The sequence below is a fragment of the Streptomyces sparsogenes subsp. cuspidosporus genome, assembly GCF_039532705.1.
Lineage (GTDB): Bacteria > Actinomycetota > Actinomycetes > Streptomycetales > Streptomycetaceae > Streptomyces > Streptomyces sparsogenes.
In genome coordinates this window covers 1-19,075 of the sequence record NZ_BAAASD010000006.1, presented here as the reverse complement: position 1 = coordinate 19,075, position 19,075 = coordinate 1, and the positions used below count along the sequence as shown (strand labels likewise).

The window sequence follows — 19,075 nt, the reverse complement described above, 5'->3', positions numbered from 1 at the left end:
GGGGAGGGGTACGGGCGGGAATCGGGCAGGAAACGGGCACGGAACAGCGCCGAACGGGCACGGGGCGGGCGGGGGCGTCGCGCGGGTCCGGAAGGAGTGGGGCGGCGGGGTCGGCACGCGGGTCGGGGAGGGAGTGGGCGGCCGGGGTCAGGCGCGGTCCAGACGGACCGTCACCGGGCGCAGCGGGCGCAGCGTCACGGGTCCGAACAGCCCGGACGGCAGCGGCTTGCCGCGCTCGTTGGCGAGGGTGTTGGCGACGCGCACGGTGACGGTGGTGACGCCGGGGCGCAGCAGGTCGGTGATGTCCACGGTGTACGGGGCCCACAGCATCGGCGGAAGCGCCGTGCCGCCCACCGTGACCCGGGCCACCTCGCGCACCTCGCCGAGGTCGAGGTGGAGGCGGCGGCCGTCGAGGTCCTCGCGGGTGAGGGTGAGGTCCTTGGTGTAGGTGGCGCTGCCGGAGAAGCGGGGGTCCAGGTCGGTCCAGCCGCCGAGGGGCCGTACGACGGGCTCGGCGCCGTCCTTGTCCAGGGTCAGGGTCCAGTCGCCGTCCAGGGCGATGGCCTCCAGCGGGTCGGTCACCCGGACCTCGCCGTGGTAGGTGTGGTGCCCGTCGGTGCCGGTGAAGGCGTACCGGCCGGGGGCGTCGGCCAGTGCCTCGACGCGCAGCCGGCCGCCCTCGGCGGTCACGGCGGTGACCGGGAGGTCCGCGCGGGTCAGATGGGGGCGCACCCGGGCTCCCGCGCGGAACACCACGGCCAGCGTCTCGTACGGGCGCAGGCGCAGCGGCAGCCGGGTGGCCTCGGCGCCGGGCCGGCCGGCCGGGCTGTGGACGGGGGCCGCGATGACCGTGCCGGTGGCCGGGTCGCGCAGCTCGGGCGCGCCGCCGACCGGGAAGACCGCCTCGGTGACCACGGTCTCGGCGCTCTCGTTGTTGAGCAGGAAGGCGGTGTCCCGGCCGGAGGTGGTGCGCAGGGCGAGCACCGCCGGGGCGGGCGGGTCGAGCACGGCGGCGGCGACGCCGGCGGCCCGGGCTGCCGCGCCGAGGCCGGCGGGATCGGCGACCCGCTCGGCCCGCCCACGGCCGACCCGGCGGCTGCCGGGGGCCCGGTCGGGGAACAGGGCCCGCAGGGCGCGGCGCAGCGCAGCGTCGTCGCCGCCCGCCTCCTGGTCGGGCAGGTCGCCGACGGCGAGGACGGTGCCGCCGGCGCGGGCGAAGTCGGTGAGGGTCCGTACGGTGGCGGCGTCCAGGACCGGGGTGTTCGGCAGGACGGCCAGCCGGTAGCGGGCGTGGCCGACGGCCAGGGTGCCGCCGTCGGTCCGGGCGTGGTCCCGCAGGGCCCGGTCGCCGGACAGGGCGCCCTCGTGGACGAGGTCGAAGTCGGTCTGGGCGCTCTCCAGCGCCCGGGCGGCCTCGCCGAAGGCGGTGTCCAGCGCGGTGCCCCGGTCGGTGCCCCGCCACTGCTCGGCGGCGCGCTGCGGCTGGATCAGGGCGGTGCGGGCGCCGGAGGTGCCGCGGGCGCACTCCATCACCCGCCCGCTCCAGTCGGCCAGCGGGCGCATCGCCCACCACCAGGGGGCGCGCGGGCCGAAGGGCGGCGGGAAGTAGACCCGGGTCTCGTCGGTCCACAGCGCGTGCAGCACGGCCAGGTTGACGCCCCGGGCCGCGGCGGCGCCCAGCAGCGCGTGGGCGAAGGCGGGGGCGACCTGCCAGCCCATGTTCCCGAAGGCCTCCAGCAGCACCCGCTCGCGGCCGGACTGGTGGGCGGCGCTCGCCGGGTTGCGCGGGATCATGCTGGGCCTGCCCGCCTGGTACTCGCCGGTGATCATGTCCCCGCCGGGGATCTGCGCCCACTGGTTGATCTTGTGCAGATCGCCGGTGGAGGCGATGCGCTTGGCGGGGGCGGTCTCGTCGTAGAGCGGGTTGGTGATCAGGGCGACGCCCCGCTCCTCGTACCAGCGGGCCTGCTTGCGGAAGGAGCGCGCGAACCGGTCGGAGACCGCCTGCCAGAAGCGCCCGCGCAGCACCCGGCCCGCGCGGCCGAGGCCGTCGTCGAAGAGCGCGGCGTACGCCCGGCCGGGCTCGGCGCCGACCGCCCGCAGGGCCGCCTCCAGCGTGGGCGACCAGGGCAGGCGCTTGAAGTGCGGCTCGGCCGAGGCGAAGAACGGCTCGTCGTCCCAGAAGCCGGGCACCACGGTGCCGAAGTGGCGGCCGAATCTGCGGTGGTACTCGCCGGGCACCATGTCGAGCAGCAGCTCGACGGGCTCCTCGTCGAGCAGATCGACATAGGCGCGGCTGTAGCCCTGGCTGTCGTCGGCCAGGGCGGTCCCGCCGAACACGTCGATCTGCCACCGTCCGGCGGGCACTTCCCAGCGGCGGGTGGTCCGCAGCCGCTCGGTGAGCTCGACCAGCCGCGCGGCGTCGTCGGCGCCGGCCGGGCGGGCGGCGGCCGCCACCGGGGCCGCGGTGGCGGGCGCGCGGCGGGTGGCGAACTCACCGGGGGCGGCCGGGTCGGCGAAGTCCCCGCGGTAGAGGACCGTGCCGTCGGCCGCGGTGACGGTCAGCTCCTCCCACAGGGCGCGCTGGACGCCGGTGGCGTGTACGCCGACGCTGCCGGCGGGGTGGATGTCGTCGGTGACGGTGCCCTTGTCCCTGTCGTCGAGGGTGACGGCGATCGTGGCGCCGCTGACGGTCACCCGCAGGGTGTGGAACTTGGTCCGGTTGAAGCCGTCCGTGCGGGCGCTGCGGGCGAGTTCGGTCCGCCGGCCGCCGCTGAGCCGGGAGATGGTGACCACCCCGGTCTGGTCGAACTCGACCAGACAGCCGTCGTGGCCGCCACCACCGCTGCCGCCGTCGCCATCATCGGGAGAGGCGGAGGTGGAGGCCGAGGCATTGGGAGAGGAGGATGCCGAGGCGCGCAGGAGGAGGCCGGCGCCGGCCGTCTCGGCCTTGACGCTGCCGGTCACCGTGCAGTCGCCCCAACGGGCCCCGCGGCGGAGCACGGCCGCGCCGGCCAGGACCGCGGCGTCGGCCACCAGCCGGCCGCTCTCGACACCGACGCCCGTGGTCTCGTACAGGTCGACGGTGGCCGGCCCCTCCACCACGGTGGTGGACCGCCACAGCGCCTTGAGCCGCAGCTCGGGGCGGGCGGGGTAGTGGCGGCCCCCGACCGTGCCGCCGTTCACGATCAGCCCGGCGGCGCGCCCGCTCGGGAAGTGGTCGTCGTTGAATATCCAGACCCGCATCCCGGTGCGCTCGGCGACGGCCAGGACGTGCCCGACCACGTCGAACCAGTCCTCGCTGAAGAAGGCCGGGCTCATCTCGGCGTTGTCGAAGGGGAAGAGGACGACCTCGTACATCCCCTTCTCGCGCAGGTCGGCCAGTTGCCGGTCGATCAGCTCGTGGGTGACCGGCCCGTTCCAGTACCAGTACACGGTGGGGCGGCTGTCGCGGCGGGGCTCGGTGAACCGGGCGGGCGGAAAGCCGGCCGCGGGCGCGGCGAGCGCCGCGGCCGCGGCGGGCAGGCCGGCGCCGAGGGCGGCGGCGACCGCCCCGGAGGCCAGCACGAAGTGGCGCCTGGTCGGTCGGATCGGCCTTCCGGAGTCAGGACTGCTGGTTTCAGGCATGGAGGTGCTCCCGGAGGGCGGGGGTGAGGGCGGGGTGTGGAGTGGGGTGGGGGGGCTCAGTGGCGGTGCAGGTCGGCGACCTCGGTGGCGCTCAGAGCACGCCCCAGGACGCGGAAGTCGGCGACGGCGCCGTGCAGACACGGGTGGGTGGGGTTCTGGGAGCGGCCGAGGTAGTTGCGGGTGGTGGCGCCGAGCAGCAGCGGCCCGGAGACCACCGCGTCATTGCGCCCTGCCTCCGCGCCGTCCACATACAGGACGCCGGTGCCACCGCCGAGGGTGAGCGCCAGATGGATCCATCGCCCCGGCTCCAGGGCGGCCGGGGCGTCGATGTAGTCCTCGGCCTCCATACCCGCGATCCTCCACGCCGCGCGGGCCTTCCCGGCGCCCGTGCGCGGGGTCAGGAACAGATAGGTGTTCTTGTGGAAGCCGAGGTCGAAGACGCGGGCGGAGTTGGCCACGCTCGCCAGGAACACCCGTACCGAAAGGGTGAGTTCGGTCAGGCCCGTCAGCAGCCCGGAAGGCAGCGCGACATGGCCGTCCTTCCCGTCCAGCGCGACGGCCGCGCCCCGCGGCCCGGCGGTGGTCCAGGTGGCGCCGCCGGCCAGCCGGGCGTCCGGGAAGCGGCGCAGCGCGTCGGCGCCGGTCTCCCCGCTCCCCTCGGCCAGCGGAAAGCGGGCGATCTCGCGCCGCCGGGGGCCGCGCGGCGGGACGGCGAAGTAGACGTTGTAGCTCTGGTGGTGCACCCGGTGGAAGGGCAGCAGCGGCACCTTCTCCCCCTCGGCCACGGCGGTGAACTCGGACCCGCCGCGCCCCGCCACCGGCCGCACCGAGGAGGGGTCGATGGCCGGGATGGTGCGCGGGCCCAGGTCGCCGTACGCGCCCGCCAGCACCAGCGGTCCGTAGGAGACCGCCTTGATGTGCGGGTTGTCCGGCGCGGGGCGCCACACCAGGTCGCGCGGAAAGGTCAGCTCGACGGTGTCGCCGGGGCGCCAGTGCCGGTCGAGGGTCAGATAGCGCCCCGGCACCGGCTCGGCGCCCACGGGACGGCCGCCCACCCGCACCCGGGGCCGGGACCGGGAGCCCGCCAGCCAGCCGGGGACGCGCACCTTCAGGGCGAGCCGCCCGCCGCCCTCGGCGACGGTCAGGCGGACGGTGTCGGTGTCGGGGTAGCCGGTGTGCTGGCGCAGCCGGAAGCCGCGCTCGGCCCAGGTCACCTCGGAGGGGATGAAGAGGTTGACGTACAGGGCGCCGGCGGCCTCGTCGCGGAAGTAGACGCTGTCCGCGAACTTGGTGTGGGTCTCCATCCCGGTGCCGTGGTCGCAGGAGAAGTTGTCGTAGTCTCCGCTGTAGCTGCCGGGCGCGGAGCCGAGGCCGCCCTTGGGCTGCCGGCGGGAACCGGCCCACAGCCCGGTGTAGTAGGTGACGAAGCCGTGGTCGGAGTCGGGGTCCTGCTCGCCGAGCATCTGGTTGTACAGCGTCCACTCGTAGTGGTCCATGTACGCGGCCCGGCCGGGATCGTGGAGGAACAGCCGGCGCCCGATCTTGAGCATGTTGTAGCTGTTGCAGTTCTCGCAGGTGTCCTCCGACAGCCTGCTGACGATCTGTCCGGGCGGGCCGAAGAACTCCTGGTTGGAGTTGCCGCCGATGACGTAGGAATGGTCGCGCACGACGAAGTCCCAGAAGTTCCGCGCGATCCGCAGATAGCGCGGGTCCCCGGTGGCCCGGTACTCCTCGGCCGCGCCCACGATCTTGGCGATCTCGGTGTTGGCGTGGCGCCCGTCGAGCTCGTCGCGCCCCTCGGCCAGCGGGCCGTAGAGCGACTCGTGGTCGAAGCGGCGCGCGGTCCGCAGGTGGGCGGGGTCGCCGGTGACCAGGTACAGGCGCGCCAGCACCTCGTTCATGCCGCCGAACTCCACGCCGAGGAGCCGCTGCATGGTGGCCTCGTCGAGCGGGGCGGTGCGGGAGTCCACCCAGGCGGCCATCCCCCGCAGCACCGTGAGGGCCTGGTCGTTGCCGCTGAGCCGGTACTGGTCCAGCAGCCCGGCCATGATCTTGTGGAGGGTGTAGTACGGGGCCCAGGGCTTGCCGCCCGCCTCCAGCTCGTCGAAGATCCGCTCGGGAAACGCGGACAGGTACCCGGCCCGGTAGCCGGCGCCGGGCGAGGCGGCCTGGCACTCGGCGAGTGCCGCGACGATCCGGCGCGCCTTGTCCGCGTAGGGGTCCTCGCCGGTGTTGGCGTGGGCGAAGGCCAGCGCGGAGAGCAGGTGCCCGGTGCTGTGGCCGCGCAGCAGGACGTTCGGCGCCTCCCAGCCGCCGCACGGCTCGGCGGCGGAGGGCAGTCCGACATTGGCGCGGAAGGTGTGCAGCAGCCGTTCGGGGTCGAGGAAGCGCAGATAGGCCAGGGTGCGTCGCATGTTGGCGAGGAACGGGCTCTCCAGCAGCCGTACGGCGGCCAGGGGGAAGGGGGTCAGCCGCGCCGGGGCGGCCTCGGCGGGCGTCGCGGCGGCGGCCGGGGCCGCGCCACTCGCGGTCAGCCCCGCGGCCCACACGGCGGCGGTCGCGCCACCCGCGGCCAGCGCCCGTCTGCGGCTCATACGGGGTCCCGCGGCTGGTCCGGATCCGGTCATGGCGATGCGTCTCCTTCGGGGGAGGGCGGTTCCCGGGAGCCGAAATTGAAACGTTTCGATCAGGTTGCGAGGACGTTATGGGCGCGCGAGGGCGTGCGTCAAGGGTTGCGTCAGGGAAGAGGTTGACACGATTCATCCGGCGGTCGGGGCCCGGCCGCACGGGCGGGGCCGCCGGCCGGGCCTGGGCCGCGCCCGGCCCGGAACCGGCTCGGGGGCGGCTCGGGCGCTAGCTAGCGCGCGGCGGCGCCGAACTCGCCCAGCGCCCGCTGGACGATCGCCTCGAGACGCGCGTGGTGCGCGCCGCGCCAGTACACGCGCTCGCAGGCCGTGCACTGCGCGAAGACGTCGTAGGTGCGGCGGGTGCCGTGTTCGAGGCGCTCCCGGACCGCGTCCTTGTCGGCGTCCTCCAGTGGCCCGTTGCACGCGGTGCACCGGGTCCAGGGGGCGAGCACCGGGGCGAACCGGCCGAGTACGTCGCGCAGTTGGTCGTCGGGCCGGTCGCTGTAGACGTACGCCCCGGCCCACAGCTCGCGCCGCCGCAGCAGCCCCCGGTCCCGGGAGAGCAGCACCCGCCGCTGGGCGGCGGAGAGCGCGGCGAGGGCGGGGTCGCCGATGTCCTCGCTCTCGTAGGCCGCGTCCACGCCCAGCAGCCGCAGCCGCCGCGCGAGCGTCCCCAGGTGCACATCGAGCAGGAAGCGCAGCGGCGCCCCGGGCACCCGCTGCGGCCGTGCGACCGCGCGCACCTCCACCCACTCCCCCGCGCGCGGCACATGGGACACCGGAGTGTCCCGGCCGTCCACGAGCACCCCGCCGACCTCGGTGAGCGGGACGCCGAGCGACTCGATGACGTGTCCGAGCGTGGACGCCCCGTCGGTGACGACGGCCGTCCGTTCCCGGCGCCGCTCGGGGACGGCGAACATCCGCAGTTCGGGGGCCAGGCTGACGTCGATCTCCGGTCCGTTCACAGGGCCAGCATGCCAGGCCACGGGCGGGGCACGGGGGCGAGGGGTGCGGGGGCCTCCCCGGGACGGGCCCGCGCATCCCGGAAAGCGCGGGCCCGACGAAAATCCGGCCACTCCCGTCACTCTGATGATTCCCCGCCACTCGCCACCGAATGCGGAAATGATCGGGACGCACAGCGCAAGGGTCTTTCGGGGTGCCATGGAATCGGCGCGAGAAAATGGCGTGAACAGTGTGCGGGCCGGGGCACCGACCGCCGGTCCCGGATCACCGGACATCCGGATTTCCCTGTTCCCGTTGACACCACAACCGGCTGCCCCAATGCTGTGAGGGCTCGGCAGATCCGCCGCGGAACCACACCCCGCCCTTGCGATGGGAATACGTCATGCGCCCATCGTCGATCGCGCCTGAGTACAAGGGGCCGGCCCGCGCGAAAAGCGGTGATCTCGAGCACCCGTCCCAAGCACCCCGTCCCGAGAAAGGATGAACCATGGAAAAGCCTGCCTGGGTGAAGCCGGAAATGCTCCCCGTCGAGTTCGGCGTGGAACTCCCGTGCTCCTGTGACTGCAGCGGCGGCGCCGGCGCCGGCTCCGGTAACGCCGAGTCCGAGCAGAGACTCGAGATCTGACCCACGGCCCTCGGCATTCCCCGTCGGCCGGCAGGCGGGGCCCGGCGCACGGCCGGCGCCCCGCCTGCTCTTTGGAGGTACAGGATGAAGCTGCTGGAGCAGTGGTACGACCTGATCGTTCCGGAAGATCTCGTCTATTTCCGGCACTCGGGAAGGCGGCTGGTCACCAATCCCGAGCTGGCCGCCTGGTGTGTGCTGACCGAGCCGGAATCCGCCGTCCTGGAGGCACTGGTCCGCGGCCAGGCGCCCCCGTCCCCCGGCGACGGGTCCGTCGACGTGGAGCGCGTGCTGGCCACCCTGGTCCTCAAGTGGATCGTCTATCTGCCCGGGCACCGCCCGGCGGTGCGCCACCCCGAGCCGGACCTCACGACCGTCTACTACGCGATCACCGACGGTTGCAATCTGCGCTGTCCGTACTGTTACGCCTCTTCGGAGAAGTGCCTGCCCGGCGAGCTGACCACCGAGGAGTCGCTCGACCTCGTCGACCAGGCGGCCGACATGGGCGTGCGGCAGTTCATCTTCACCGGCGGGGAGCCGATGCTGCGCAAGGACCTCTTCGAGGTCGCCGCGCACGCCCGCGCGCGGGGCCTGACCACCAACATGATCACCAACGGCACGATGATCCGCACGCCCGAGACCGCGCGGCGAATCGCGGAGATCTTCGGCACGGTGACCGTGAGCATCGACGGCGGCACGGCCGAGATCCACGAGCGCACCCGCGGCAAGGGCACCTTCGCGCGGACCGGCAAGGGCCTCGGCCTGCTCAACGAGGCGGGTGTCGTGCCCGTCATCAATCATGTGGTGACCCCGGAGAACGTGGACGCGCTGGAGAAGGTCTGCGCATTCGTGGACGATCTCAAGGTGCGCCGGGTGCGCCTCATGTACCACTCGGACCTCGGCCGCGCCGCGACCGACGGATACGACTTCGGATGGCTGGACTTCCAGAAGATCCAGGAATTCTTCTGGGTCAATCCGATGGCCGACAAACTGCTGCCCGACGGCCCCCGGGCCGCCAAGCCCTGTTCCATCAGGGGTAATTGCGGCATGGGCGGAAACGAAATATATGTGAATTCACTGGGCGATGTCTATCCGTGCAAGCTCGTCACCGAGCCCGTGCACAAGGCCGGTAACGTACGGCAGCGCCCGCTGGCCGAACTCTTCGCGGCCCCGGTGCTGGCCGATATGCGCACCAACAGCGTATTCAGCGGCGAGAATCTCAAGGACTGCCGGCGCTGCTACATCCGGGCGGCCTGCGGCGGTGGCTGCCGGGCTTATCACATGGCGGAGACCGGCGATGTGCACCGCAACGGCCGGCATCTGTGCCGGATGCTGCGCCACTCCATGATCTCCAACTGGTGGCGGGCCACCGGGGTGGACGGGCGGCAACTGGTCGAGCACCAGGAGGAGATGCTCCGCCCCCATCTGGTCCGGGACGACACGGTCCATCCGGTGTACGAGGACTGGAAGACCGCCGGCCGCCGCCTGCTGCCCCTCGTCGACTGAAGGGAGACGCCCATGCGCTACCGGATCGCCACCGATGTCGTCTGGATGGCCGACGACGGCGAAGTGCGGCTCTACGACGCCGGGTCGGGTGAGTTCCAGACGCTCAACAGCACGGCGGCCGAGCTGTGGCTCCTGGTGTCCGAGGGGCGGACCGTCGATGCCGTCGTGGCGGAGACGGTGCGGCGCTACGCCCTCGAGGACACCGTGCAGGCGGCCGTGGTCGCGCGGGACGTGCGCGACTTCCTGGACTCGCTGGCCGGGCAGGGGCTCCTGCTGGCCGCGGACGCCCCGGCCCCGGGCCCCTCGGCATGACGGCCGCGGTCCACGCGAACGGCCTGGTCAAGCGGTACAGCGGGATGACACAGGACGCGGTGAGCGACCTGTCCTTCGACATCGAGCCGGGTGCGGTCATCGGGCTGCTGGGCCCGAACGGGGCGGGGAAGACGACGCTCACCAAGATGATCTGCGGTGCCACCGTGCCCACCCGGGGCACCCTGGAGGTGTTCGGGGTCGATCCCGCGGAGCCCACAGGGGCCGCGAAGCGCCGCATCGGCGCGGTCCACCAGAACGGGCCGTTCGACATGATGCTGCCCGCGCTGGACAATCTGCGGATCACCGCCGCGTTCAAGGGGCTGCGCTGGCGGGACATCCGGCGGCAGGTGGACGATCTGCTCGCCGCCTTCGGCCTGGCCGGCAAGACCGGCCAGCTGGCCTTCACCCTCTCCGGTGGCGAGCGAAGGCGGCTCCAGGTCATCCGCGCGTTGCTCGGCGATCCGCCGCTGCTCCTGCTCGACGAGCCCTCCGCCGGGCTGGATGTGAGCGGCCGCCACCAGGTGTGGAGCCTGCTGCACGACCTGCGCCGCCGACAGGGCACGACCATCCTGTGGACCAGTCACTACGTGGAGGAGCTGGAGCGCAACTGCCGGCGGGTGCTGGTGATCAACCACGGCAGGCTGGTGGAGTTCGCCGCCCCGCGCGAACTCGCCGAGCGGTTCGGCGGCCAGGTGGCGCTGGTCCGCCCGGACCGCCCGCGGGACACCGGCGAACTGCTGGCCGTGCTCGGACGGGGCGGGCCGCAGCTGCGGGTGAGCGTCGGCGAGGGCCATGTCGAGGTGAAGGGCCAGGGCACCCGGGCCCGCCTGCCGGCGCTGCTCACCCGCGCGGAGGCCCTGGGGATCGGCATCGGCGCGGTCGAGTACCGCACACCGTCGCTCGAGGACGCCTTCCTGACGCTCGTGGGGGCCGGACATGACGGCTGACCTCGCTCCGCCCCAGCCCGGGGCCACGGCGCCCGCACCGGCCCGGCCGTCCCCGCTGCGCGGCGATGTCGCGGCGACGATGTACCGCGAGTACCTCCTCCTCACCCGCAACCGCACCAATCTGCTGCTGGCCATCACTCCGAGCGCCGTCTATCTGCTGCTGTTCGCCACCTCTCTGTCCCGCCTGGTCGGGGAGGTGCGGTACGAGGGCCGGCCCATCGGCTACCCGGAGTTCGCCGTCCCCGCCCTGCTGCTCTCGTCGATGCTCGCGGCGGCCACCACCGCGGGGACGTCCCTCTTCCAGGAGCGCCTGGGCCGGATGGATGTCGAACTCTGGTCCTACCCGCTGCGGCGCGGCAGCTATGTGGCGGGCAAACTCCTCGTCAGCACGCTGCTGGTCCTCCTGCAGAGCCTGGCCGCGCTCGGTGTCTCGCTGCTGGTGTTCACCTTCCGCTGGCCACCGAGCCATTGGGTGGCGGTCCTGTGCGGGATCGCGGTCGCCTCCATGGCCTTCAACGGCCTGTATCTGCTGCTCGCCACGTTCTTCCAGGACTTCCAGCGCTTCTCGGTGACCATCAACGTGCTCGCGCCGACGCTGCTGTTCGCCAGCCCGTCGTTCTATCCGGCGCCGCAGATGGCCCCCGTGCTGCGATGGCTGTCCTGGGGCAATCCCGTGACGTACGGGATCCGCTGCATCCGCGACGGGGCCCTCTTCGGGTTCGGCGCCGCCTGGCCCTGGATGCTGGTGCTGCTCGGCGTCGCGGTCGTCACCTGTGTTCTCATCGGGCGCTCCCTGATGGCCCGCGCCCGGGAGATCTGACCCGCGATGATCAACGCCGTGACTCCGCGACAGGCTCAGCCATCCGTGTGATCGGGCGCGGGTCCGACGGGTGGTGCGTAGACCACCGACCACGGCCTCGGCCGTTCCTCGTCCCCCTCCGGGGAGGGCGCGGGCCACCGCCGGGCCGTCGTCGCGTCCCGGGCCACGACCTCCGCGGCGATCGTCGCGAACCGCCGGGCCTGAGGGTGCGCGCGCTCGACCGGCCAGACGGCGGACATCCGCTGGACGAGGGGGCGCCCCGCGAGGGGCCGCCAGACCACCCGTGGCTCCCGGCCGGCCACCCGGCCGTCGTCGAAGGCCACCCCGCACCCCGCGGACACCAGGCCGACCAGGAACTCGGGGTTGCGCGCGTGGCGGACGGCGGGCGGGGCGAAGCCGCCGGCCCGGCAGAGCTCGAGGGTCCGGTCGTACCAGCCGGGTGCGCCGGCCCGGGGGAAGAGCACCAGGTCGTGGCCGGCCAGATCGGCGAGCGAGACCTCGGACAGGCGGGCGAGCGGGGACGTGCGGGCCAGCACCACCCCCAGCTCGACCCCGACCACGGGGCCGAGCGCCAGATCGGTGGCGTCCACGGGGTGGTCCACCCAGCCCACGTCGAGCCGGCCGCAGGACAGCAGCCGCAACTGCTCGGCGGTGTCCACCTCCTGGAGATCGATCCGCAGGCCCGGGCACCGCTCGGCGCACGCCGACAGCAGCGCGTGCAGGGTGCGGGCGGGGGTCTGGGGCGGCACTCCGGCCCGCAGGGTGGCCAGCGCCCCGGTGCGGGCCCGGTGCATCACCGTACGCAGCCGCTCCTCGCGGGCCAGCAGCTCACGCGCCTCCTGGAGCAGCAGCGCTCCGGCGGCGGTCAGCTCCACCTGGCGGCGGGACCGGTCGAACAGCTCCACCCCCATCTCGCCCTCGAGCCTGCGGACGGCCTGGCTCAGCGGGGGCTGCGCCATGCCGAGCGCCTCGGCGGCGCGGCTGAAGTGCAGCTCCTCGGCGACGACAATGAACAGCCGCAGGTGGCGTATGAGATCCACCGGCCGACCATACGCGACGTGCGGGAGGGACCGTGGCATTGGCGTCGATCGAGGAGAAGGTGGCGGGGGTCTTCGAGGGAGCGGGGGCCCGGGGATGGCTGCACGCGATTCCCGTGGGCGGTGGGCGGGAGGTCGGCGTGGGCGCCGACGAGCCGGTGGTGATCGCGTCCCTGTTCAAGATCCTGCTGGTGCTGGAGTTCGCGCGGCAGTCGGCGGCCGGACAACTCGACCCGCGGGAGCGGGTGCTGCTGACGGCGGCCGACCGCCTCGGCGGGTGGGGCACCGCCGGATGCGTCGACGACGTCGAGATGTCCCTGCGCGACCTGGCGTTCTTCGCCCTGTCGGTGAGCGACAACACGGCGGCCGACGTGCTGATGCGCCGGGTGGGCCTGGACACCGTGCGGCTGCTGGCCGCCGAACTCGGCCTGGACCGCACGGTGGTCGTGGGTGGCCCGCGCGAGCTGCTGGAGTCGATGCTGGAGGACGTGGGCGCCCGCGACGAGGCCGAGTTCGCGGCCGTCTTTCCCACCCTGGACGCGGAGCGGCTGCGGCGGCTGCGGGTGCTCGACCCGCGGCGGACCACCCGCAGCACGGCCCGTAACATCACCCGGTTGCTGGCGCTGATCTGGCGGGACGAGGCGGGGCCGCCCCGGGCGTGCGCGCTGGTGCGCGAGCTGATGGCCCGACAGGTCTTCCGCCACCGGCTGGCCTCCGGGTTCCCCGGCGACGTGGGGGTGGCCGCGAAGACGGGCACGCTGCCGGGGCTGCACATCGAGGCGGGCGTGGTGCACCGCCCGGACGGCGGGTGCTACGCGGTCGCGGTCTTCGCCGAGACCCGCGACCCGGGCACCGCGAACCCGGCCGTGGACGCGGCGATCGGCCGGGCGGCCCGGCTCGCGGTGGATCATCTCAGCGGCGCTGACCTGGGGTGATATCCGCTCGCATATCGATGGCGGAAGATTCGATCTTGGACGTGGGCGATCGGCGCCTGCTGTGCTGTGGCCATGAGCGACGAGAGGACACCACGCTTCAACCGCCGTCTGCTGTTCCGGGGGGCCGCCGCGGGGGCGGCCGTCCCGGTGCTGTCCACGGCCACGCGGGCCGCCGGGGCACCGCGCCGGACCAGGAAGGTCTCGGAGGCGGAGTTCCGCTGGCTGGGGACCGCCGGGTGGCGGATCGACTTCGACGGGCGGACCGTGCTGTCCGACCCCTTTCTGACCCGTTTCGAGACCGGCCTGTTCACCGGCTCCTTCAACGAGGACACCGAACTCGAGATCAACGAGGGCCTGGTCGCCGAGCACATCGGCCGCCCGGAGCTGGTCCTGGTCAGCCACAGCCACTGGGACCACATCAACGACGTGCCGTTCATCGCCCGCTCCACCGACGCGCGGATCGTGGGCACCGAGACCACGTACCACCTGCTGCGCGCCTTCGGGGTGGACGCGAGCCGGATCATCGTGGTCAAGGGCGGGGAGGTGCTGGACTTCCACGGCTTCGTGGTGGAGGTGGTCGCCAGCCGCCACAGCCGCAACAAGGCCCACGGCTACTTCGCCCCGGGCACGCTGAACGCCCCGCCCGCCGCGAAGCCCGAGACCGTCGCCGACCTGCCGGAGGGGGACACGCTGGCGTTCCAGGTGACGGTCGGCGACGGCCCGTCGGCGTTCCTGATGGGGGCGAGCGACTTCAGCGAGCGGGACGCGGCGGGCCTGCGGCCCGATGTGGCGATGGTCGCGGTGCCGAGCAGCACCTCGACCCACCGCTATGTGCCCCGGCTGCTGACGGCCCTCGGCCACCCCGGCACGGTCGTCCCGGTGCACTGGGACGTCTTCGAGGAGCCGCTGGCGGACGGCCCCCGGCAGGACCCCACGATCGACCTGAACGGCTTCCTGGACCGGGTGCGGGCGACCGCGCCCGGGACGCGGATCCTGATGCCGGACTATCTGACCCCGTATCGCTTCTGAGCCCCCGCCGCCGGGTGGCACCGCCCGGTGCCGCCGGCTGGCGCCCCCGGGCGGTGCCACCGATCCGACCCGTCCGGCGAGGGCCGCCGGGCGGGTCGGCGTCAGCTCTTCCCGCGCCGGCGCCGCTGCGCCAGCACCACCCACTCCTCGTGCAGCAGCCTGCCGAGGAGCGCCCCGCCGAAGACCACGAACCCGACGCCGACCAGCCAGGACTGGACGACCAGGACCGTCCCCACCGGGCCGTACGAGACGGCGCTGGAGGCGATCAGCGGGGAGAACACCAGCTGGGAGAACCACCGCAGGCCCACCAGGCCCACCCCGGTGGCCAGCGCCCCGGGCAGCAGGGCGCCCCAGCCGATCCGCCCGCCGAGCAGCACCCGCTGGGACCACCAGAAGAACAGCACCGTGCCCACGATCCCGACCCACAGCCGCCACCCCGGCCACAGGTGCGAGGACAGCATCAGGTAGCCGATGAGCACCGCGAGCCACACCAGATGCCGCCAGACGGTGTGCCAGCGGCCCGGCGAGAGTTCCCACACCTTCTCGTAGCCGATCTGCACCGCCGCGCCGAACCGGAGGCCGAAGACGCACAGCGTGGCCAGACCGAACGCGGTCGTGGTCTCCAACGCCTGCCGCGGCGGGGCGAACAGCCGCAGCACCTCGTCGCGCGAGCCCCTGGACACCCCGAGGCCCTCGGTCAGCCACTGGGCGAAGCCGTGCCGGTTGACCGGGTCGGCCGCGGCGACGACGATCAGCAGCGGTACGAGGGTGAGGAACCCGAGCGCGGCGAATCCCATGGCCCGGTGCGACAGTTCGAACTCGCTGCCGCGCCGCCACCCCCGCCCGATCGGGGACCCGTGGAACGCCTCGCGGCACCGCTCGGGGAGTGACGCGTGGCGCTCCGGCGGCGATTCGCCGCCCTGCGGCGTGGGCCCGGACACTCAGTCCCTGTTCCCCATCTCGAACCTCCGCTCGGCCGCTGCCGGGTTCCGCGCGGGACATCATATCATTTGCCGCTTAAGTCGCTTTCTGTGCCACACTGTGACTGAGGAGAGCCGACTCCATGAACGGGCCCGTGAGGCAGCACTCAGAGGTGGCGGAGCTGTTCGCCGAGAGCGGCTCGCCCGGTCGGCTGATGCGTGACATCGACTGGGCGGCGACCCCTCTGGGGCGGACGGATACCTGGCCTGTGCGGCTGACCGAGGCGCTCCGTATCGTCCTCTTCTCCGAGCAGCCCATGGTGCTGTTCTGGGGCCCCGAATTCAGGATGCTGTACAACGAGGGCTACGCCTCCCTCCTGGGCAGCAAGCACCCGGGCGCCCTGGGCGCCCCGTGCAGCCAGGTCTTCCCGGAGACCTGGGAGGACAGCGCCGGCCCGCTCATGCGCTCCGTGGTGGACAGCCGGAAACCGATCCTGGTCAACGACATCGGCTTCGTGTACACCCGGCGCGGCTTTCCCGAGCAGTCCTACTACGACCTGTCCTTCCAGCCGGTGCCGCTGCCCGACGGCACGGTGGGCGGCCTGCTGGGCGTCGTCACCGAGACCACGGCCCGGGTGCTCGGCGAGCGGCGGCTGCGGCTGCTGGCCGCCCTCGGCTCCCGGACGACCGGGCTGCTCAGCCCCGAGGACGTCGCCCGGACGGTCGCGGAGATGCTGGACGCCCACCGCGAGGACGTGCCGTTCACCGCCGTCTACCTGACCTCGGAGCCCGGGACGCTCCGGCTGGCGGCCGCCACGTCCCTGCCGGGGGACGCCGCCGGGCCGCCCGCGGAGCTGCGGCTCGACCGGGCCGCCGAGGAGGAGGGGCTCGCCGCGCGCCTGGCCACGGTGGTCGGGGACGCGGCTCCGGCCCGGCTCCCGGGCTCGGCGCTCGGGCGGCCGGGACAGGACGCGCTGGCCCATCCGCTGATCCGCTCGGGCGAGGTGGCGGGCGTGCTCGTCATGGGCGTCAATCCCCGGCTGCCCGTCAACGGGCCCTACCGGGACTTCTTCGATGTGCTCTCCTCCGGCGTCAGCGCGGCCCTGGCCGCGGCATGCACCCAGCAGGAGCACCGCCTGCGGGCGGAGGCGCTGGCCGAGCTGGACCGCGCCAAGACGACGTTCTTCTCCAACGTCAGCCATGAGTTCCGCACCCCCCTGACCCTGCTGCTCGGCCCGGTGCAGCAGGCCCTCGCGGAGGAGGACAGACCCGGGCGGCGCCGGCAGCTCGAGCTCGCGGAGCGCAGCGCGCTGCGCCTGTTGAAGCTGGTCAACACGCTCCTCGATGTCTCCAGGGCGGAGGCCGGGCGGCTGAAGGGCAGCTTCGAGCCGGTGGACCTGGCACGGCTCACGACGGAGCTGGCGGGGGTCTTCCGCTCCGCCTTCGACCTGGCGGGGCTGAGCCTGCGGGTGGACTGCCCGCCGCTGCCGGAGCCGGTGCACGTGGACCGGGAGATGTGGGAGAAGATCGTCTTCAATCTGCTCGGCAACGCCCTGAAGTTCACCTTCGCCGGCGGGGTCACGGTGCGTGTGGGCCCCGTCGGCGACCGGGCCCGGCTGACCGTGGCGGACACCGGCACCGGAGTGCCCCCCGAGGAGCTGCCGTATCTGTTCGACCGCTTCCACCGGGTGCGCGGGGCGCTCTCGCGGTCCCACGAGGGCAGCGGCATCGGCCTCGCGCTGGTGAAGGACCTGGTCGAGCTGCACGGGGGCACGGTGTCGGTGCGCAGCAGGCCGGGCGAGGGCAGCACGTTCACCGTGGAGGTGCCGTTCGGCGCCGCCCACCTGGCGGCGGACGAGGTGGCCACCGGGCGCCGCCTGCCCGAGGCCGTCCATCGCGAGCGCACCGCCTCCTATGCCGGGGAGGCGCTGCGCGGCCTGCGGAGCGGGCCGGTGGCCGAGGGGGATCCGGCCACGGACACCGGCGCCGCCCCGGCCCCCGCCTCCGTGGCCGGAGGCCGGCCCTCGACGGCCGCGCGGGACGGCGAGACGGCCCGCCGGCCGCTGCTGCTGGTCGCGGACGACAACCCCGATGTGCGCGGCTATCTGAAGGAGCTGCTCGTCCCGGAGCACGACGTGCTGCTGGTCGGGGACGGCCGGACGGCGCTGGAGACCGCCGTGTCGCACCCGGTCGACCTGGTGCTGACCGATGTGATGATGCCCCGGCTGGACGGATTCGCCCTCGTACGGGCCCTGCGCTCGGATCCGCGGACCGTCCGGCTGCCGATCATCATGCTGACCGCCAGGGCCGGGGAGGAGGCGACGGTGCAGGGGCTGCGGGCGGGGGCGGACGACTACCTCGCCAAGCCGTTCTCCGCCCGCCAGCTGCTCGCCCGGGTGCGCGCCAACCTGGAGCTGTCCCGGCTGCGCGAGGAGGTGCTCACCGAGAGCCGCCGCCACGCCGCCATGCTGACCTCGCTGGCCCAGGCGAGCATGGTGCTCTCCGACAGCCTGGACCCGCCGCAGGTGCTGGGGGCCACGAAGGGGGTGCTGATCCCGGAGTTCGCCGACGAGATCCGGGTCCGGGTCACCGATCCGCGGGCGGAGCGGCCGGTGTTCGCGGCGGGCGAGCGGACGGCCGCCCCGGAGGACCTCGAGCGCGCGCTGAGCCGGAGCCTCGGCACGGGCGGCGACGGGACGGCCCCGCCCCCCACCGTCCTGGCGGTGCCGCTGGTCTCCCACGGGCGGACGCTGGGGGCGCTGGCCGTCGCCAGGCGCGGGCCGGGGTACCGCGAGGACGAGCGTCAGTACCTCGACGCGATCGCGGGGAGGCTGGCCCTCGCCTATGACAACGCCGCGCGCTTCCGCAACGAGCGCCGGCTGGCCCTGACCCTGCAGCGGGCGCTGCTCCCCCAGCACCTGCCGCAGGTGGCCGGGCTGCGCACCGCGTCGTACTACCGGGCCAGCACCCTCGGGGCGGAGGTCGGCGGCGACTGGTACGACGTGATCGCGCTGCCCGACGGCGCCATGGGGCTGGCGATCGGCGACGTCATGGGCCATGACGTCAACGCGGCGGCCGTGATGGGCCGGCTGCGGCCCGCCCTGCGCGGTTTCGCGCTCGACCGTGCCTCCCCGGGCCGTCTCCTGGCCAAGCTGGACGCGTATCTGCGGTCGCTGGACGTCGAGCACTTCGCGACCTGCCTGTACGCGGTGTACGAGCCGCGCACCCACCGGCTGCGGTACGCCTCGGCCGGCCATCTTCCGCCGCTGCTGGTGGCGGGTGAGGCCACCCGCTTCCTGGAGACCCGGCCGGGCGTTCCGCTGGGGCTCGCGCTGGGCCCGGCCGAGGACCACGAGGCGCGGCTGCCGGGCGGCGGCGGGCTGCTGCTGTTCACCGACGGCCTGGTGGAGCACAGCGGCGTCTCCCTCGACGAGGGGCTGGCGTCCCTGCGGGCGGACTGCGCGGGGCTGTCGGCGGCGGCGCGGAGCGACCCGCAGCGGATCATCGACCGCTCCCTGGGGCTGCTCGGCGCGCCGGGGCACGTGGCCGACGACACGGCGCTGCTCGCCGCGTCGACCGGGGGCTGACGGCCGGCCCCGGGCCGGACGGTCGGCCGGGTGCCGGGGCGCCACCGGGCCCCGGGGCGGCGCCGGGTGCCGGGGCGCCACCGGGCCCCGGGGCGGCGCCGGGTGCCGGGGCGCCACCGGGCCCCGGGGCGGCGCCGGGTGCC

Annotated in this window: 13 protein-coding genes; 8 read left to right on the top strand and 5 right to left on the bottom strand. The window is 73.9% G+C overall.

Annotated features, from left to right (window positions below; all coding sequences use genetic code 11):
• Positions 1-147: 147 nt before the first annotated feature.
• The 3 genes from ABFY07_RS09620 to ABFY07_RS09610 all read right to left on the bottom strand — a co-directional run bounded on the left by ABFY07_RS09620 (position 148) and on the right by ABFY07_RS09610 (position 7,219).
• Positions 148-3,627, bottom strand: a complete 3,480-nt coding sequence (locus ABFY07_RS09620) for a glycosyl hydrolase (RefSeq protein ID WP_346174060.1) — start codon at positions 3,625-3,627, stop codon at positions 148-150.
• 56 nt (positions 3,628-3,683) lie between these two features.
• Positions 3,684-6,254: a glycoside hydrolase family 127 protein gene (locus tag ABFY07_RS09615; protein ID WP_428836895.1), complete on the bottom strand. Its 2,571-nt coding sequence runs from the start codon at positions 6,252-6,254 to the stop codon at positions 3,684-3,686.
• A gap of 230 nt (positions 6,255-6,484) precedes the next feature.
• Positions 6,485-7,219: a Mut7-C RNAse domain-containing protein gene (locus ABFY07_RS09610; protein ID WP_346174058.1), complete on the bottom strand. Its 735-nt coding sequence runs from the start codon at positions 7,217-7,219 to the stop codon at positions 6,485-6,487.
• Between the two features lie 485 nt (positions 7,220-7,704).
• Here ABFY07_RS09610 and stsA point away from each other — a divergent pair, with 485 nt between their 5' ends.
• From stsA to ABFY07_RS09585, 5 genes are all read left to right on the top strand, one after another.
• On the top strand, positions 7,705-7,842 hold the full coding sequence (gene stsA / locus ABFY07_RS09605) for a StsA family sactipeptide RiPP (protein ID WP_158080382.1): 138 nt from the start codon (positions 7,705-7,707) through the stop codon (positions 7,840-7,842).
• Between the two features lie 84 nt (positions 7,843-7,926).
• Entirely contained in the window at positions 7,927-9,345 is a 1,419-nt protein-coding gene (stsB, locus tag ABFY07_RS09600) for a StsB family radical SAM/SPASM domain sactipeptide maturase (protein ID WP_346174057.1), read from the top strand.
• Positions 9,346-9,357: 12 nt separating this feature from the next.
• The gene (locus tag ABFY07_RS09595) at positions 9,358-9,657 is read left to right on the top strand and encodes a PqqD family protein (RefSeq protein ID WP_346174056.1); all 300 of its coding nucleotides are present in this window, start codon (positions 9,358-9,360) and stop codon (positions 9,655-9,657) included.
• Entirely contained in the window at positions 9,654-10,604 is a 951-nt protein-coding gene (locus tag ABFY07_RS09590) for an ABC transporter ATP-binding protein (RefSeq protein WP_346174055.1), read from the top strand. The genes ABFY07_RS09595 and ABFY07_RS09590 overlap by 4 nt, the downstream gene beginning before the upstream one ends.
• Complete coding sequence (locus ABFY07_RS09585) at positions 10,594-11,424, top strand: ABC transporter permease (RefSeq protein ID WP_346174054.1); 831 nt, start codon at positions 10,594-10,596, stop codon at positions 11,422-11,424. The genes ABFY07_RS09590 and ABFY07_RS09585 overlap by 11 nt, the downstream gene beginning before the upstream one ends.
• A gap of 35 nt (positions 11,425-11,459) precedes the next feature.
• Here the strand turns inward: ABFY07_RS09585 and ABFY07_RS09580 are convergent, their stop codons facing one another.
• Positions 11,460-12,464, bottom strand: a complete 1,005-nt coding sequence (locus ABFY07_RS09580; RefSeq protein WP_346174053.1) for a LysR family transcriptional regulator — start codon at positions 12,462-12,464, stop codon at positions 11,460-11,462.
• Positions 12,465-12,502: 38 nt separating this feature from the next.
• Here ABFY07_RS09580 and ABFY07_RS09575 point away from each other — a divergent pair, with 38 nt between their 5' ends.
• Entirely contained in the window at positions 12,503-13,396 is an 894-nt protein-coding gene (locus ABFY07_RS09575) for a serine hydrolase (RefSeq protein WP_346174325.1), read from the top strand.
• A 72-nt stretch (positions 13,397-13,468) separates the two neighbouring features.
• Positions 13,469-14,425, top strand: coding sequence for an MBL fold metallo-hydrolase (locus ABFY07_RS09570; protein WP_346174052.1), 957 nt, complete (start codon positions 13,469-13,471; stop codon positions 14,423-14,425).
• A 101-nt stretch (positions 14,426-14,526) separates the two neighbouring features.
• Here the strand turns inward: ABFY07_RS09570 and ABFY07_RS09565 are convergent, their stop codons facing one another.
• Positions 14,527-15,273, bottom strand: a complete 747-nt coding sequence (locus tag ABFY07_RS09565; RefSeq protein ID WP_346174324.1) for a ribonuclease BN — start codon at positions 15,271-15,273, stop codon at positions 14,527-14,529.
• A 227-nt stretch (positions 15,274-15,500) separates the two neighbouring features.
• Here ABFY07_RS09565 and ABFY07_RS09560 point away from each other — a divergent pair, with 227 nt between their 5' ends.
• Positions 15,501-18,932: a SpoIIE family protein phosphatase gene (locus ABFY07_RS09560; protein WP_346174051.1), complete on the top strand. Its 3,432-nt coding sequence runs from the start codon at positions 15,501-15,503 to the stop codon at positions 18,930-18,932.
• Positions 18,933-19,075: the final 143 nt, after the last annotated feature.

Bases quoted from the DNA above. Each gene is read 5' to 3' on its own strand.
- ABFY07_RS09620 (WP_346174060.1), bottom strand. From the start codon at position 3,627: ATGCCTGAAACCAGCAGTCCTGACTCCGGAAGGCCGATCCGACCGACC.
- ABFY07_RS09615 (WP_428836895.1), bottom strand. From the start codon at position 6,254: ATGACCGGATCCGGACCAGCCGCGGGACCCCGTATGAGCCGCAGACGG.
- stsA (WP_158080382.1), top strand. From the start codon at position 7,705: ATGGAAAAGCCTGCCTGGGTGAAGCCGGAAATGCTCCCCGTCGAGTTC.
- stsB (WP_346174057.1), top strand. From the start codon at position 7,927: ATGAAGCTGCTGGAGCAGTGGTACGACCTGATCGTTCCGGAAGATCTC.
- ABFY07_RS09595 (WP_346174056.1), top strand. From the start codon at position 9,358: ATGCGCTACCGGATCGCCACCGATGTCGTCTGGATGGCCGACGACGGC.
- ABFY07_RS09590 (WP_346174055.1), top strand. From the start codon at position 9,654: ATGACGGCCGCGGTCCACGCGAACGGCCTGGTCAAGCGGTACAGCGGG.
- ABFY07_RS09585 (WP_346174054.1), top strand. From the start codon at position 10,594: ATGACGGCTGACCTCGCTCCGCCCCAGCCCGGGGCCACGGCGCCCGCA.
- ABFY07_RS09570 (WP_346174052.1), top strand. From the start codon at position 13,469: ATGAGCGACGAGAGGACACCACGCTTCAACCGCCGTCTGCTGTTCCGG.